Annotated in this window: 15 protein-coding genes; 6 read left to right on the forward strand and 9 right to left on the reverse strand. The window is 62.9% G+C overall.

The features are described 5' to 3' along the window. Nucleotides 1-54 precede the first annotated feature (54 nt). The 4 genes from CXQ89_RS10345 (at nucleotide 55) to CXQ89_RS10360 (ending at nucleotide 4,373) form a co-directional block, all read left to right on the forward strand. Nucleotides 55-693, forward strand: coding sequence for a heme-copper oxidase subunit III (locus tag CXQ89_RS10345; RefSeq protein ID WP_104054107.1), 639 nt, complete (start codon nucleotides 55-57; stop codon nucleotides 691-693). Nucleotides 694-774: 81 nt separating this feature from the next. Next, nucleotides 775-1,566 (forward strand): cytochrome c, encoded by a 792-nt coding sequence (locus CXQ89_RS10350; protein ID WP_104054106.1) that lies wholly within the window; start codon nucleotides 775-777, stop codon nucleotides 1,564-1,566. Nucleotides 1,567-1,652: 86 nt separating this feature from the next. Continuing rightward, nucleotides 1,653-2,684 carry a ubiquinol-cytochrome c reductase iron-sulfur subunit gene (locus CXQ89_RS10355; protein WP_104054105.1) on the forward strand — a complete coding sequence of 344 codons (1,032 nt, stop codon included), beginning with the start codon at nucleotides 1,653-1,655 and terminating at the stop codon, nucleotides 2,682-2,684. Between the two features lie 3 nt (nucleotides 2,685-2,687). Further along, nucleotides 2,688-4,373: a ubiquinol-cytochrome c reductase cytochrome b subunit gene (locus tag CXQ89_RS10360; RefSeq protein ID WP_104054104.1), complete on the forward strand. Its 1,686-nt coding sequence runs from the start codon at nucleotides 2,688-2,690 to the stop codon at nucleotides 4,371-4,373. A 178-nt stretch (nucleotides 4,374-4,551) separates the two neighbouring features. Here the strand turns inward: CXQ89_RS10360 and CXQ89_RS10365 are convergent, their stop codons facing one another. The 7 genes from CXQ89_RS10365 to CXQ89_RS10395 form a co-directional block, all read right to left on the reverse strand. Next, nucleotides 4,552-5,112, reverse strand: a complete 561-nt coding sequence (locus CXQ89_RS10365) for a hypothetical protein (RefSeq protein WP_104054103.1) — start codon at nucleotides 5,110-5,112, stop codon at nucleotides 4,552-4,554. 107 nt (nucleotides 5,113-5,219) lie between these two features. Further along, complete coding sequence (locus CXQ89_RS10370) at nucleotides 5,220-5,993, reverse strand: GntR family transcriptional regulator (RefSeq protein WP_237686922.1); 774 nt, start codon at nucleotides 5,991-5,993, stop codon at nucleotides 5,220-5,222. Nucleotides 5,994-6,234: 241 nt separating this feature from the next. After that, nucleotides 6,235-6,636, reverse strand: a complete 402-nt coding sequence (locus CXQ89_RS10375; RefSeq protein ID WP_104054102.1) for a cytochrome c oxidase subunit 4 — start codon at nucleotides 6,634-6,636, stop codon at nucleotides 6,235-6,237. Beyond that, nucleotides 6,633-8,354: a cytochrome c oxidase subunit I gene (gene ctaD / locus CXQ89_RS10380; protein ID WP_104161182.1), complete on the reverse strand. Its 1,722-nt coding sequence runs from the start codon at nucleotides 8,352-8,354 to the stop codon at nucleotides 6,633-6,635. The genes CXQ89_RS10375 and ctaD overlap by 4 nt, the downstream gene beginning before the upstream one ends. Nucleotides 8,355-8,363: 9 nt before the next feature. After that, the gene (gene coxB / locus CXQ89_RS10385; protein WP_104054100.1) at nucleotides 8,364-9,218 is read right to left on the reverse strand and encodes a cytochrome c oxidase subunit II; all 855 of its coding nucleotides are present in this window, start codon (nucleotides 9,216-9,218) and stop codon (nucleotides 8,364-8,366) included. Nucleotides 9,219-9,428: 210 nt separating this feature from the next. After that, nucleotides 9,429-9,824, reverse strand: a complete 396-nt coding sequence (locus tag CXQ89_RS10390) for an iron-sulfur cluster assembly accessory protein (RefSeq protein WP_104054099.1) — start codon at nucleotides 9,822-9,824, stop codon at nucleotides 9,429-9,431. Nucleotides 9,825-9,993: 169 nt separating this feature from the next. Continuing rightward, complete coding sequence (locus tag CXQ89_RS10395; protein WP_258060029.1) at nucleotides 9,994-11,403, reverse strand: dipeptidase; 1,410 nt, start codon at nucleotides 11,401-11,403, stop codon at nucleotides 9,994-9,996. A gap of 98 nt (nucleotides 11,404-11,501) precedes the next feature. On the opposite strand from CXQ89_RS10395, the gene CXQ89_RS10400 reads away from it, so the two are divergent. Then, the gene (locus CXQ89_RS10400; RefSeq protein WP_104054098.1) at nucleotides 11,502-12,101 is read left to right on the forward strand and encodes a DUF3043 domain-containing protein; all 600 of its coding nucleotides are present in this window, start codon (nucleotides 11,502-11,504) and stop codon (nucleotides 12,099-12,101) included. 106 nt (nucleotides 12,102-12,207) lie between these two features. Here the strand turns inward: CXQ89_RS10400 and CXQ89_RS10405 are convergent, their stop codons facing one another. After that, entirely contained in the window at nucleotides 12,208-13,278 is a 1,071-nt protein-coding gene (locus CXQ89_RS10405; protein ID WP_104161183.1) for a quinone-dependent dihydroorotate dehydrogenase, read from the reverse strand. Nucleotides 13,279-13,375: 97 nt separating this feature from the next. Here CXQ89_RS10405 and CXQ89_RS10410 point away from each other — a divergent pair, with 97 nt between their 5' ends. Then, complete coding sequence (locus CXQ89_RS10410) at nucleotides 13,376-14,440, forward strand: alpha/beta hydrolase (RefSeq protein WP_104161184.1); 1,065 nt, start codon at nucleotides 13,376-13,378, stop codon at nucleotides 14,438-14,440. 4 nt (nucleotides 14,441-14,444) lie between these two features. Here the strand turns inward: CXQ89_RS10410 and CXQ89_RS10415 are convergent, their stop codons facing one another. Then, nucleotides 14,445-15,239, reverse strand: coding sequence for an isoprenyl transferase (locus tag CXQ89_RS10415; RefSeq protein WP_237688578.1), 795 nt, complete (start codon nucleotides 15,237-15,239; stop codon nucleotides 14,445-14,447).

The raw sequence follows: 15,239 nt of genomic DNA on the forward strand, positions 1-15,239 counted from the left end.
CCGACCGTCTATATCTGTTGGAGAACTGGAGAGTTTTACGTCCATAATGTCTATGTGACAACAGCGACCCATGCCCCCAGTACCCCGGCTCACCCCACGCTGAACCGCCCCAATATGGTTTCCGTCGGAACCGTAGTGTGGCTGGCCAGCGAACTGATGTTTTTCGCCGCTCTCTTCGCCATGTATTTCACCCTTCGCTCCACTTCGAGCGATCTGTGGGCCATGGAGACCGAGAAGCTCAACGTTCCGTTTGCGTTGGCGAACACGGTGATCCTTGTTCTTAGTTCCGTTACCTGCCAGTTCGGCGTCTTTGCCGCAGAACGTCTTCAGCCGCGCCGCACGGGAGGACTCTTCCAAGTTTCCCGCTGGGGCATGGTCGAGTGGTTCCTCCTCACCTTCCTCATGGGTGCAGTCTTCGTGTCCGTCCAGGCTTACGAATACGCGATGCTCGTTACCGAAGGGGTGTCGATCTCCTCGAACTCCTACGGTTCCTCGTTCTACCTGACCACGGGCTTCCACGGCCTCCACGTCGCCGGTGGACTCATCGCGTTCCTGTTCATCATCGGACGTGCCTACGCAGCGAAGCGTTTTGGACACTTTGAAGCCACCTCCGCGATCGTGACCTCGTACTACTGGCACTTCGTGGACGTAGTCTGGATTGCCCTGTTCGTCATCATCTACTTCCTCAAGTAACACCTGCTTGAGTCGGCAATTACCAAAGAAATCCACAGTGGCACCAGCACACCAAAGACCACACAAGTTAGGAACCACCAAGTGAAGGCACTATCGCAAAGGCGACGTCATCCCCTAGCAGCAGTTGCGCTGCTGCTGCTGGGACTCCTCGTTACGGGTGGGCTCTACGCAGCTGTCAGCGGGGCCAATGAGGCCCAGGCTGCCAGCACCGCCTACACGGCCGATGACGAAGACCAGGGCGAGAAGCTCTTCATCGCCAACTGCGCCACCTGCCACGGCATGGACGCATCGGGATCCGCCAACGGTCCCTCGCTCATCGGCGTGGGAGCCGCATCCGTCGACTTCCAGGTCGGCACCGGCCGTATGCCCATGGCCATGCAGGGCCCGCAGGCACAGCAGAAGCCCGTTCAGTTCACTGAAGAACAGACCAGCCAGCTTGCCGCTTACGTGGCAAGCCTCGGTGCCGGTCCTGCCGTGCCGGACGCTGAAACCGTCGACGCAGCCGGTGGCAACGCTGCCGAGGGCGGCGAGCTGTTCCGCGTCAACTGCGCCATGTGCCACAACGCAGCAGGCGCCGGCGGTGCCCTGACGCAGGGCAAGTTCGCTCCCTCCCTGGAGGGCGTCTCGGAGAAGCACATCTACGAGGCCATGGTCACAGGCCCGCAGAACATGCCCGTCTTCAACGACGCCAACGTCTCCCCCGAGGACAAGCAGAGCATCATCGCCTTCCTGAAGAACATCGAAGCCAACGGCTCCCCGGGCGGTGCCGAACTCGGCTCGCTGGGTCCGGTTTCCGAAGGCCTGTTCATCTGGACGGCAGGCCTCGGCCTCGTCATTGCTTTCACCATTTGGTTGACCTCCCGGTCTTCCTAGACATCACCCGCGCTCACCCCCCGGGGTGACATCACAGTTACACATAGGTCTATAAATGCAGTTTCAAGAGAAGGATGAGGGGGATCATGGGCGACCATAGTCACGGCAGTCCGAACACCTCGGGCACCGTCGCTACGGCTGGCCAGGACGGCGAAGAGAAGTTCCGGAATCCCGGTCTTCCTCCGCACCGTCCTCGCCTGGCCGATACGAATCCCCAGGCTGAGAAGCGCGCCGAAAAGCAGGTGGCGGCACTGTTCGTCATCTCCATCATCGGTACGCTCGTGTTTTTCATCGGGTACTTCGGCATCAAGCTCGAAGGCGGCCACACCATTGCCGACATCCGGGTGCAGAACCTGCTCCTGGGGCTGGGTACCGCCTTCGCCATGCTGGGTATCGGCGTCGGTATTGTGCACTGGGCCAAGACGCTCATGCCGGACCACGAAGTCACCGAGGAACGGCATGAAATCCGTCCCGAGGAAGACCGTGTTATTGCCGAGAAGATGGTGGGCGACATCATCGAGGAAACGGGCATCAAGCGCCGTCCGCTGATCCGCAACACGCTTCTGGGCGCAATGGTCCTGGCACCGCTTCCGGCCATCGCGGTCTTCCGCGACCTCGGCCCGTTGCCCGGAGACACCCTGCGGCACACGATGTGGGCCGACGGCGTGCACCTGACGCGCGATCCCAGCGGAACCCGGATCAAGGCTTCGGACGTAACCCTGGGTTCGGCCTTCCACGTCATTCCCGAGGGCCTGAACGAATCCGAGCACAAGCTGGAGGAAAAGGCCAAGGCTGTTGTCCTGCTCATGCGCCTGGACCCGGAATCGCTCAACCCCTCCCCCGGACGCGAAGACTGGAACGTGGACGGCATTGTCGCCTACTCCAAGATCTGCACCCACGTTGGCTGCCCGGTGGCGCTGTACGAACAGCACACCCACCACCTGCTGTGCCCCTGCCACCAGTCCACCTTTGACCTCACGCAGGAATGCAAGGTCATTTTCGGACCGGCCGTTCACCCGCTTCCGCAGCTGCCCATCGCAGTCGATGAAGACGGTTACCTGATCGCCACCAGCGATTTCCATGAACCCGTTGGACCGAGCTACTGGGAGCGTGGCTAAACCATGAGTGTTCCCTCCGCTACCCCCTATGAGCCCAAGACCCGTCTTGGCCGCGTCACCAACTTCGTCGACTCCCGCGTCAGCGGTTCGGCCATGGTCAAGGAGTTCGGCCGCAAGGTCTTCCCGGATCACTGGTCCTTCATGTTCGGTGAAGTTGCGCTGTACTGCTTCGTCATCCTGCTGCTCTCGGGCACCTTCCTGACGTTCTTCTTCGACCCGTCCATGGCCGAAACGCACTACCACGGAAGCTATGTTCCGCTGCAGGGCGTTGAGATGTCCGTGGCCTACGAGTCCTCGCTGAATATCTCCTTTGATATCCGCGGCGGCCTCTTCATGCGCCAGGTGCACCACTGGTCGGCACTGCTCTTCGTAGCCGCCGTCTCCGTGCACATGCTCCGCGTGTTCTTCACCGGCGCATTCCGCAAGCCCCGCGAGCTGAACTGGGTGGTGGGCGGTGTCCTGCTGATCCTCTCCCTGGCTGCAGGCTTCACCGGTTACTCCCTCCCCGATGACCTGCTGTCCGGCAACGGCCTGCGCATCATCGACGGCGTCATCAAGTCGGTGCCGGTGGTTGGCACGTACATCAGCTTCTTCCTCTTCGGAGGGGAGTTCCCGGGCACCGACATCATCGGCCGCCTGTACATGCTCCATATCCTGCTGGTTCCCGCCCTGATCCTGCTGATGATTGCCATCCACCTGTTCATGGTTGTCATCCACAAGCACACTCAGTTCCGCGGCCCCGGCCGTACGAACATGAACGTAGTGGGCTACCCGGTTGGTCCGGTTTACGCTGCAAAGGCCGGTGGATTCTTCTTCATCGTCTTCGGCATCATCGCCATCATCGCCGGCCTGTTCACGATCAACCCGATCTGGAACTACGGCCCCTACGATCCCTCCCCCGTTTCCGCCGGTACCCAGCCTGACTGGTACATCGGCTGGGTTGACGGCGCACTGCGCCTGATGCCGGGCTGGATTGGGAACATCCCGATGGAGTGGAACATTCCGTTCCCGTGGGGCACCAACACCCTGTCCTTCAACGTTCTCTTCCCGGCGCTGGTACCGGCAGGCATCGTCTTCACGCTGCTGTTCACCTGGCCGTGGATCGAAGCCTGGCTGACCAAGGACAAGCGCGTCCACAACCTGCTGGACCGTCCGCGCAACGCTCCGTTCCGCACCGGCGTCGGCGTTGCCGGCATCATCTTCTACTGCACCATGTGGGCTGCCGCCAGCTCCGACCTCATCGCCACGCACTTCCACGTGTCACTGAACGATGTGACGTACTGGCTGCGCTTCCTGGTGATCTTCGGACCGCTGATCGGTTTCGCCGTGGCTCGACGCATCGCCCTGGCGCTGCAGCGCAAGGACCGCGAGATCGTTCTCCACGGTGTGGAAAGCGGACGCATTGTCCGTCTGCCGCACGGTGAATACATCGAGGTTCACGAACCTGTGGACGAGTTCAAGCGCTACAAGCTCGTTGACTTTGACTCCCCCGAAGCGATTCCGGCCCAGCCGGACGCCCGCGGCAAGGTCTCGGGCAAGGAGAAGCTGCGCGGCCGCCTGTCAAGGTTCTTCTTCGAAGACCGCGTTGCTCCCGTCACACCGCGCGAGCTCGAAGATGCGCACCATCACGAATCACCCGCTGAAGTTGAAGCGGCTGAGGAAGACCAGAATTCCATCACGAATCGGTAGTCCTGAGCACTGATACCCAGTACGGCTAAAGGAGCCGGCCAGCAAATGCTGGCCGGCTCCTTTTGTCTTGTGGCCCCGGCTCTTGTCCGGTTACCGCTGCAAAAGCTTGAGGGGAGGTTCCCGGCATCTGCCGGGGACCTCCCCTCAAGCTTGTCTGTCTTTAATCCAGCGTAAGTTATTAGTCCAGAGTGAACGGGCTCTTTGCCGGAAGCGGGTGCCTGCGCTTGAACGCAGACGGTTCGGCAACCGGGGCGGAACCGATCCCCAGCTTGGTGAAGTCCAGATTGGCGTCCCGAAGCACCACCAGCATGCCCTTGACCGCCTTGGGCACGTCCGGGACGAGACAGAATATGTTCAGTTTTCCGGCAGTGAACTCGCTCTCCTCCACCGTGCCCAGTCCACGCCAGGAAAAGTAGGACGCCAGTGCGGTCCGGGCCTTGTACTCGAGATACCGGTCGCGTTCCGTGCCCTCGGCGGACTTGAGCGCGTATTGTGCAACAACCCAGAACTGTTCCTCAGCGGGAATTTCCGCATAGCCCAGTTCGGCTGACTTAGCTGCAAAGGCGGCGAACTTAGCGTCGGCAGCGGCTTCGTCGACTCCGGCAGTGGCGCTGCCTGATCCCATGAATCCAACCTTGCCCTGGTTGAGCATGAACTCCTGGGAATCCTCGTCATACATCGCTTCGCGGAAGTGCAGAACCCCCTTGTTGTCGCGCCGGTACATCACGGTGATGCTCATGTAGGTAGCCTTTCTGGCTGGTGTTGGTCATTGGGGTTCCGGCCCGCTGCCCTCTGCGACTGGCTGCGGAGGGCAGGAACAGGAGCAGGAACCCGGTTACAGGGCCCTCAGGAGCCTTGGTGCCGGTGCGGATGGTAGGAGCGGGGTGTACGCATTCCAGGCCGCTGCAGGGGCACCCAGAGCTTGTAGCGGTCAGCGCGGTAGTAGGAGACGGAATAGTCCACCATGGTCCGGGACACGTAGGCATGGCGCTGAATCTTCAGCAGGGGCGCGCCGAGCTCAACATTGAGCAGCCGCGCGGTGGAAGCCGAAGCAGCAGTCGCTTCGATGGTGTCCTCTCCCCACTCCATCACCATTCCGTAGCGTTCACTCAGCACCCTGTAGAGGGAGGTGGGCGGCTCCTCGTCAAGCATTCCCGGAACATGGACAGCCGGGATGAAGTTCTCATCAACACTCATGGGCTCGCCGTCGGCGAGCAGCTGCCGGCGGAAGCGGACAACCGGCTGGCCCGGATCGATCTGGAGCTCACGCGCCACCAGACGGGATGCGCCCACCTGCTCGAAGCTGAGGACACGCGCGTCGGGAACCATGCCGCGGCGGGCCATCTCCTCGCTGTAGGACGTGAGCTTAACCTGCAGGTCCAGCTTGGGGCGGGCAACAAAGGTGCCAAGACCAACCACCCGTTCCAGAACCTCATCCGCCACCAGAGCATCGATGGCCTGCCGCACCGTCATCCGGGCCACACCAAAGTGGTCTGCAAGCAAACGCTCTGACGGAATCGCTGCACCCGCCGTCGCCTGCTCTTCCACAAAACGCCGCAGGATGCTCTGCAGCTGCAGATGCTTGGCCACGCCTGTTCCGGCGTCGATAGTCTCCTGCATTCCGCGCAGGGCCTGCTCCGTCATCTTTGCCCGGTCCCGGAGTCCGTTCCGACGCGCATGCGGTCCCTTCCCTTCGTGCTGGTGCTCCTCCAAGAATAGCCGGATCCCCGGGCCTTCGTGTCCCGGGCCGGACTCCGCCCGGCACCCCGAGCACCGCCGCCCGGGCGCACGACAAAGGGCCCGCAGTTTCCTGCGGACCCTTTGTACCTAGTTCTATGCAGTTATGTTGTGGTGCAAAGCCCTAGTGGGCGTGGGCACCGCGGCTGTACTCGTACACCCAGCCGACCAGCGCGATGAGCGCCAGGCCTGCACTGATGAACAGGACCCACCAGCCAACTGCCATGCCCAGGAAACCGCCTGCGGCGGACAGGCCGAGCAGCAGCGGCCACCAGCTCCAGGGGCTGAAGAAACCCTGCTCGCCGGAACCCTCATGAATCTCGGCGTCGAGCCGGTCTTCCGGACGGGGGCCGACGCGCTTGCCGGTGAAACCGATGTAGAAGGCAATCATGGCGGACATGCCCGCGGTCAGGAACAGGGCCAGGTAGCCCACGGGTTCCATCCACTCGACCATGTAGCCGTAGACAACGCCCACCACGAGGAAGAACGGTGCCATATAGGCGAAGAGCTTGGTCTCTACCTTCACTTGGCCTTCTCCTTACGATCAGCAGCGCCCAGAACCTTGCCGGCGGCCGAATCATCGGTCACGGTCTGCTGCAGTTCAGGGTGGTGCAGGTCCAGTGCGGGACGTTCCGAACGGATCCGGGGCAGGGAGGTGAAGTTGTGGCGCGGCGGCGGGCAGGACGTGGCCCACTCGAGCGATCCGCCGAAGCCCCACGGGTCATCAACTTCAACCTTCTTGCCGTGGCGCCAGGTGATGTAGACGTTCCAGAAGAACGGAATCATGGACGCACCCAGCAGGAAGGAGCCGTAGGTGGAGAACTGGTTCATCAGCGTGAAGTTGTCTTCCACCAGGTAATCGGCGTAGCGGCGCGGCATGCCGATGACGCCCAGCCAGTGCTGGATCAGGAACGTGGCGTGGAAGCCAACAAACAGCATCCAGAAGTGGATCTTGCCCAGACGCTCGTTGAGCATCTTTCCGGTCCACTTGGGCCACCAGAAGTAGAAGCCGGCGAACATGGCGAACACAACGGTTCCGAAGATCACGTAGTGGAAGTGTGCCACCACAAAGTAGGTGTCAGAGACCTGGTAGTCCAGCGGCGGCGAGGACAGGATGATGCCCGTCAGGCCGCCGAAGAGGAACGTGATGAGGAAGCCGATGCTCCACAGCATGGGCGTCTCGAACGTGATGGATCCCCGCCACATCGTGCCGATCCAGTTGAAGAACTTCACGCCCGTAGGCACCGCAATCAACATGGTCATGAACGCGAAGAACGGAAGCATGACGGCGCCGGTGACGTACATGTGGTGGGCCCACACGGTGACGGACAGGGCAGCGATGGCGATCGTTGCGTAGACAAGGCCCTTGTAGCCGAAGATCGGCTTGCGGCTGAAGACCGGGAAGATCTCCGAGACAATGCCGAAGAACGGCAGGGCGATGATGTAGACCTCGGGGTGGCCGAAGAACCAGAACAGGTGCTGCCACAGGATGGCACCGCCGCGCTCGGGGTCAAAGATGTGTGCTCCGAACCGCCGGTCCGCACCCAGTGCGAACAGTGCAGCTGCCAGGGGCGGGAACGCCATGAGGACCAGGATGGCCGTAACCAGCGTGTTCCAGGTGAAGATCGGCATGCGCCACATGGTCATGCCCGGGGCACGCATGCAAATGATGGTGGTGATGAAGTTGACCGCACCCAGGATGGTTCCGAAACCTGACAGAGCCAGGCCGAACACCCATAGATCCCCGCCGACCCCCGGCGAGAACGTGGTGTTGGACAGCGGCGCATAGGCGAACCAGCCGAAGGAGGCGGCACCCTGCGGAGTGATGAAGCCGGCAACGGCAATGGTGCTGCCGAAGAGGAAGAACCAGAAAGCCAGGGCATTCAGTCGGGGGAACGCGACGTCGGGAGCCCCGATCTGCAGCGGCATCATGACGTTGGCGAAGCCGGAGAACAGCGGTGTGGCGAACATCAGCAGCATGACCGTGCCGTGCATGGTGAACAGCTGGTTGTACTGTTCCTTGGTCTGCACAATCTGCATGCCGGGTTCAAACAGCTCGGCACGGATGACCAGAGCCATCACGCCTGCGAGACAGAAGAAAATGAATGATGCGATCAGGTACATGTACCCGATGGTCTTGTGGTCAGTGGAAGTGATCCAGCTGACAATAATGCGCCCCTTGGAGACGGGGACGACGCGCGGTGCAACCTGAGTTTCTTCCGAAGTGTATTCGAGAGTAGTCACAGCTTCCTCCTACCTCCTTACTTCGCTTGATTCTGAGTTGTACACGCGGTCGTACTCGGAACCGACCTGACCGTCGGGCAGGCTAGCCACATACGCGTCATATTCGGCTTCCGAAACTACCTTGACGTTGAAAAGCATTTCCGAGTGGTACTCGCCGCAGAGTTCGGCGCACTTGCCTTCGTAAGTGCCCTCGATGCCGGGAGTGATGTTGATGTAGTTCGTCCGTCCCGGGTAAAGGTCCATCTTCTGCAGGAAGGCGGGAACCCAGAAGGAGTGCTGCACGTCGCGGGAGTTCAGCTGGAGCTCAACGGTCTGGTTAACCGGCAGGTACAGGGTCGGCATTTCCGACTCTGCCTTCTCCTGGCCGTCCAGGTTCACCTGGACGTTGAGGTCGTACTTGTCCTCGGTGACGTAGTTGAAGTCCCAGGACCATTGCTTTCCACGGACGTCCACAACGACGTCGGGGTCATCAACGCGCTCACTGATGGCGCGGATGTCCTGATCCGTGAAGTAGAACAGCACCAGGACCATGAACAGCGGAATGGCCGTGTAGAAGATCTCCAGGGGCAGGTTGTAGCTGAGCTGCCGCGGGTAGCCGGTTTCATTCTTCCTGCGCCGGTAGGCAATGATGCACCAGAGAATCAGCGCCCAGGTGAGCACACCAACCGCCAGTGCCGCGATCCATGAATTGACCCAAAGGTCCATGATCCGGCCGGTGTGGTTGGTAGTGTCGCGCTCCGTGGGCAACCATCCCCGTTGGGCTTCTGCTGAACAACCCGATAAAAACAACGCGCCGGCCGACGTTACGGCTGAGATCTTAAAGATCCTGGCGCGTCGGCTGCTGGTTCGGTCCTGCGAACTCACAGACGGCCCTTCCTCTTGTTACGTGCAAGTGCGGCACAGCGGACAGACGAATCCCCCAGCTGCGCACGATCAGTTTTACTACTACGTGTAGAGCTTACCCGCACGCGTGGCCATCCAGTGACAGACCGCACCGCGTCCTTGGCAAAATACCGTGTGTTACGGCCAACAGCCGCACGGCCCCGTCAGTGAAACGGGGCCACGGGACGCAGCTTAGTGGAACGAGTCTCCGCAGGCGCACGAGCCGCCTGCGTTGGGGTTATCGATGGTGAACCCCTGCTTGGAAATGGTGTCCTCGAAGTCGATCGAGGCGCCGGACAGGTACGGAACGCTCATCTTGTCCACGATGACCTCTACGCCGTCGAAGTCGCGGACAGCGTCGCCGTCCAGGACACGCTCGTCAAAGTAGAGCTGGTAGATCAGGCCGGAGCAGCCGCCGGGCTGAACGGCCACGCGAAGCCGCAGGTCGGTCCGGCCTTCCTGCTCCAGGAGGCTGCGGACCTTTCCCGCAGCAACATCGGAGAGTGCAACTTCGTGGGTGGGCAGCTCTGCTTCGGGAGCGGCTGCCGCATCCACGCTGGTGCCGGTTTCGCTGGTGGAAGTGCTCATTGCTTCTCTCTTTCCTCACGTGGACCGTGCACGGGAGGGCAGTTGCTCCCCCGAAGGCTCCGGGCCAGGTCCTTCTCCATGGTACGTCGGTGCTTACACCCAGACGCAACGCGTCCGGGCACGAAAAGATTTCCATGCCCGGACGCGGCGGCGTTTTCAAAAGAGAAGGTTAGGACTTCGATGCCTGACCGAGGCTGGCCAGCAGCAGTGCTTCGGCGAGCACGGCGTTACGGAAATCACCCAGGTCCAGTGACTCGTTGGCGCTGTGGGCACGCGAATCCGGGTCCTCGACGCCGGTAATCAGGATCTGCGCCGAGGGGAACAGCTCCGTCAGGTCGGCAATGAAGGGAATGGAGCCGCCCATGCCCGATTCCACCGGCTCGACGCCGCCCCAGGCTTCGCGCAGTGCCCACAGGGCGGTGCGTGCCGCCGGAGCAGAGGTGTCTGTGGCGAACGCCTGCCCCTGCTCCCCCGGGATGAAGGTGACCTTCGCTCCGAACGGCGCGTGTGACTGAACGTGGCGTTCGACGGCGCTCATGGCCTCCGCCGGATTCTGCCCCGGCGCCAGGCGAAGGCTGAACTTGGCCCGTGCCTTGGGCTGAATGGTGTTCGAGGACATGTCCACGGACGGAACGTCGATGCCGATGATGGACAGCGCCGGCTTGGTCCACAGCCGGGACGCGATGGACCCGGTACCGGCCAGCTGCACGCCGTCGAGCACCGAGGAATCCTCGCGGAAGTCCGCCTCGGCATATTCCACGGCGGCGGTATCGGAGGACGCAAGGCCCTCAATGGCGACGTCACCGGCGTCGTTGTGGAAAGTGGAAATCAGGCGCGCCAGCAGCGTGGGCGCATCCAGCACCGGCCCGCCGAACATGCCCGAGTGCACGGCATGGTCCAAAACCTGGACCTCCACCGTGCCGTCCACCAGTCCGCGCAGGCTGGTGGTCAACGCCGGGACGCCCACTTTCCAGTTGCCGGAGTCCGCCACCACAATGACGTCTGCTTCGAGCAGATCGCGGTAGGTTTCGAGGAAATCGCGGAACGTGGGAGAACCTGCTTCTTCCTCACCCTCGATAAAGAGGGTGATGCCGACACCGGAGTCCTCCCCCAGCACCGTATCCAGCGCGCGGAGGGCACCAACGTGAGCCATGATGCCGGCTTTGTCATCGGCGGCCCCGCGCCCGTAGAGCCGTCCGTTGCGCTCGGTGGCGACAAACGGCTCCGTCTCCCACAGGGACAGGTCCCCGGGAGGCTGGACGTCGTGGTGTGCGTAGAGCAGGACTGTCGGCTTCCCGTCCCGGGCCGGGCGGCGGGCGACAACAGCGGGGCCACCTGGTTTGCCGTTATTGTCCACCCGCAGGATCTGCACATCGGTGAGTCCTGCCCCGCGGATCAGAGCGGCCACGGCCTCGGCGCTTTCGTTCAGGCGTTCCGGGTCAAAGGAGTCCCACGCGATGCCGGGGATCGAGACGAGGGACTTGAGCTGCTCAACCGTGCGGGGGAAATCAGCTTCCACGGCGGAGCGCAGAGCATCCACATCCACTGACGGCGAAGGGGTTTCTGGTATCAAAGTCATAACAAAACAGTACATGCGCCCCTGCCGGGTCAGCATAGGGACTGTGAACCGGTTCCGAACCCGGCCGCTGAAGGCCGGCGTCAAGGTATCCTAGAGGGGTGTTCGGACGAAAGAATGAAGCGCCCACCGCGCAGGAAACTGTGGACCAGGCTGCTGCGGCAGCCCAGACCAGCTCAGCCCGCACGGCCGCGGGGAAGGGAGTTCCCACCCCCAAGCGCCGGGACCAGGTTGCAGCGCGCCAGCGCCCGCTGGTCCCCACAGACCGCAAGGCGGCGAAAAATGCCAGCCGTGAAGCGATGCGCGAGGAACGGCTGAAGACCCGCGCCGCCCTCGACACCGGCGACGAGCGTTACCTTCCGCTGCGTGACAAGGGACCCCAGCGCCGGTTTATCCGCGACGTGGTGGACTCCCGCTGGAACCTGGGTGAGTTTGTCATGATCGCCGCCCTTGTCTTTGTGGTGGTCAGCTTCATCCAGAACCTCACCGTGCAGAGCATTGTCATGCTGGCCTTCTGGGTATTGATCCTGGCCGTCATCCTCGACAGCTTCATCCTGCGGGCGATCATCCGCCGGCGCCTCACCGAGAAGTTCGGCAGCCCCAATTCCGGTGACGTCTGGTACGGCGTCTCCCGCGCCCTGCAGCTGCGCCGCTTCCGCCTTCCGAAGCCGCAGGTCAAGCGCGGCGAAAAGCCCGCTTAACTGAGGTTCTGCGAGCCGGTCTAGCTTGGCTGCTCCTCAGGACTCAACGACATAAAGGAAGGGTTGCTTCCCCGGTACTCCGGGAAGCAGCCCTTCCTTTTGTGTATTACTTCCCTGTGCGGGCCAGCTGCCGGTTGATCCTGGCTGCCCAGAACGGCCCCTCATAGAGGAACGCGGTGTAGCCCTGCACCAGGGTGGCCCCCGCAGCCAGGCGCTCCCGTACATCCGCTGCTGTTTCGACTCCGCCCACGGAGATGATCACCGGACCGTTGGGGCCGAGGGCGGCGTGCAGCCGCTGAAGGACTTCAAGGGACCGGCGGCGCAGCGGAGCACCGCTCAGCCCGCCCACTCCACAGTCCATGACCTTATGCGGGTCCGTCACCAGATTCTCGCGGGTGACGGTGGTGTTGGTGGCAACCACGCCGTCGAGGCCGAGGTCCAAGGCCAGCCGGGCAACGTCGTCGATATCCTCGTCGGTGAGGTCGGGCGCGATCTTCACCAGCAGGGGAACGTGCCGGCCGGCGGCGGCGTCAGCGGTCTCGGAGACGGCGGAAAGCAGGGGGCGCAGGGAATCAATGTTCTGCAGCAGGCGAAGCCCCGGCGTATTGGGCGAGGAAACGTTGACCACCAGGTAATCGGCCTGGGGAGCAAGTTCCCGCGTGCTTGTCAGGTAATCGTCCACCGCGTCGGCCAGGTCCACGGTTTTGGTCTTGCCGATATTGACGCCGATGACTGGCCGGTTTTGGCCCCAGGCCCGCTCCAGCATGCGACGGGCACGCGCCACGCGCGGAGCGACAGCGGCGGCGCCGTCATTGTTGAAGCCCATCCGGTTGATGACGGCCCGATCTTCGACCAGCCGGAAGAGCCGGGGCTTCGGGTTGCCCGGCTGCGCGCGGCCGGTTACCGTCCCGATTTCCACGTGGCCAAACCCCATGTTGGTCAGCGGAACAATACCCGAGCCCTCTTTGTCGAAACCTGCGGCCAAACCGAAGGGTGACGGGAAATCGAGTCCCAGAGCCCGTACTCGAAGCTTCGGGGACGGCCGCATGAAGCGGCGCATTACCGGTCCGGCGGGAGTCAGAGCTGCCGCCTTGATGAGGTCAAAACCGATTTTGTGGGCCTTTTCAGGATCCATGCCGGAGAAAACAACACGGAAGAAGGCGGGATAAACGCGCATGATTTCATGCTTCCACTGCGGGGTCCCCGTGCCAAATTCCGGGTCAGCGCCGGATGGACGATGACGCACCCGCCTGCAGATATAGGAAGATGGAGGGATGGATGCGCAGTGGAGACCGGACTTCCTCGGGAACGGCTTCCAATGCCTGCCCCTGGACCTTGGCGAAGACGAAGAGGGTCCCGTCGTCGCCACCCTGATCTCCCATACGCCTGAGCCGCCGCCTCCGCCCACCTTCGGCGGCCGGGCACGGGAACTCCTGCGCCGGCTGCATGCCCCCGTTCCGGCCGAACCGGTGCAGGCCGTCCTGTACATCCACGGGTGGACCGACTACTTTTTCCAGACCGAGCTGGCGGACTTTTGGGCCGGACTGGGGGTGGCGTTCTACGCACTGGATTTGCGCAAGTACGGCCGCAGTCTTCGTCCGGGCCAGTCCGAGGGGTACATCACGGACCTGCAGGAGTACGACGCCGACATTGAGGCGGCAATGGCCGCCCTGACCGAGCACATACGGTCCCGCCGGGAAGCGGACACCCCGGTGCGGATCAGCCTGATGGCCCACTCCACCGGCGGACTGGTGGCCTCACTCTGGGCCCACCGGAACCCCGGCCGCATTGAAGCACTGATCCTGAACAGCCCCTGGTTGGAGCTGCGGGGTTCGTGGATCGTGCGCACTGCCACCGCCGGGCTGCTGGAACCGCTGGCGCGCCTGCGGCCCAAGGCTCGGCTGAAGGTTCCCGAGCTCACCAATTACTGGCGCAGCATCAGCCGCCAGGGCGACGGCGAATGGGACCTGGATCCGCAGCTGAGGCCGCCCTCCAGCTGGCCGATCCGGGCCGGCTGGATCAGTGCGGTACTCAACGGGCATGCCCAGGTGGCGCGGGGGCTGGATATCAGGGTTCCGATCCTGCTTCTGGCCTCCGCCACCTCCACGGTGGCCGTCTCCTGGAATGAGGCCATGAAAACCTCGGACAGTGTCCTGGACGTAACCCTCATGGTTCAGCGGGGCCTGCTGCTGGGGCCGCAGGTTACCGTCTGCCGGTTCGACAACGCCCTGCACGATGTGCTGCTCTCTTCGCTGCCGGTGCGTCGGCGAGTCTACGGGAAGATCGAGCAATGGGCACGGGGCTTTGTGCTCCTGTCCCCGCCGGACCGCCGCCGGTAGAGCCCTAGGCCGGAGCGGCCTGATCCACGGCTCCGCCGTAGCGCCGGTCCCGCCGGGCGTAGATTTCCACTGCTTCCCACAGAGTGCGGCGGTCCACATCCGGCCACAGGGTGTCCATGAATACCATCTCCGCGTAGGCGGACTGCCAGAGCATGAAGTTGGACAGCCGCTGCTCGCCTGAGGTCCGCAGGAACAGATCCACATCCGGCAGATCAGGTTCATCCAGATACTTCTGGATGGTCTTTTCCGTGATCGAGCCGGGGCGCAGTTTCCCGCGCGCCACGTCGGCCGCAATTGCTGACACCGCGTCGGTGATTTCGGCCCGGCCGCCGTAGTTGACACACATGTTCAGGGTGCACACCGTGTTGTCTTTGGTGGCTTCTTCGGCGATTTCCAGTTCCTTCACCACGGACTGCCACAGGCGGGGCCGACGCCCGGACCAGCGGATCCGCACGCCCCATTCGCTGAGCTGGTCCCGCTGCCGGCGCAGCACGTCGCGGCTGAAGCCCATGAGGAAGCGGACCTCTTCCGGGGACCGTTTCCAGTTCTCGGTGGAGAAGGCGTAAACGGATACGTGCCGGATGCCCATTTCCACGGCGCCGGCCATCACATCCAGCAGGGCAGCCTCGCCTGCCCGGTGTCCTTCCGTTCGCGGCAGTCCGCGCTGGTTGGCCCAGCGTCCGTTGCCGTCCATCACGATTGCCACGTGCCGGGGCACCAAATCGGCGGGCACGGACGGCGGCACCGCACCGGAGGGGTGCGGTGCGGGACGCACCGGTGCTTGGGACTTCGAACGCAC

It is taken from the genome of Arthrobacter sp. ZGTC212 (genome assembly GCF_002929255.1).
In the GTDB taxonomy this organism is placed as follows: Bacteria; Actinomycetota; Actinomycetes; order Actinomycetales; family Micrococcaceae; genus Arthrobacter_B; species Arthrobacter_B sunyaminii.

Bases quoted from the DNA above. Each gene is read 5' to 3' on its own strand.
- CXQ89_RS10355 (WP_104054105.1), top strand. From the start codon at position 1,653: ATGGGCGACCATAGTCACGGCAGTCCGAACACCTCGGGCACCGTCGCT.
- CXQ89_RS10360 (WP_104054104.1), top strand. From the start codon at position 2,688: ATGAGTGTTCCCTCCGCTACCCCCTATGAGCCCAAGACCCGTCTTGGC.
- CXQ89_RS10365 (WP_104054103.1), bottom strand. From the start codon at position 5,112: ATGAGCATCACCGTGATGTACCGGCGCGACAACAAGGGGGTTCTGCAC.
- CXQ89_RS10370 (WP_237686922.1), bottom strand. From the start codon at position 5,993: ATGCAGGAGACTATCGACGCCGGAACAGGCGTGGCCAAGCATCTGCAG.
- CXQ89_RS10390 (WP_104054099.1), bottom strand. From the start codon at position 9,824: ATGAGCACTTCCACCAGCGAAACCGGCACCAGCGTGGATGCGGCAGCC.
- CXQ89_RS10395 (WP_258060029.1), bottom strand. From the start codon at position 11,403: ATGACTTTGATACCAGAAACCCCTTCGCCGTCAGTGGATGTGGATGCT.
- CXQ89_RS10405 (WP_104161183.1), bottom strand. From the start codon at position 13,278: ATGCGCGTTTATCCCGCCTTCTTCCGTGTTGTTTTCTCCGGCATGGAT.
- CXQ89_RS10410 (WP_104161184.1), top strand. From the start codon at position 13,376: ATGGATGCGCAGTGGAGACCGGACTTCCTCGGGAACGGCTTCCAATGC.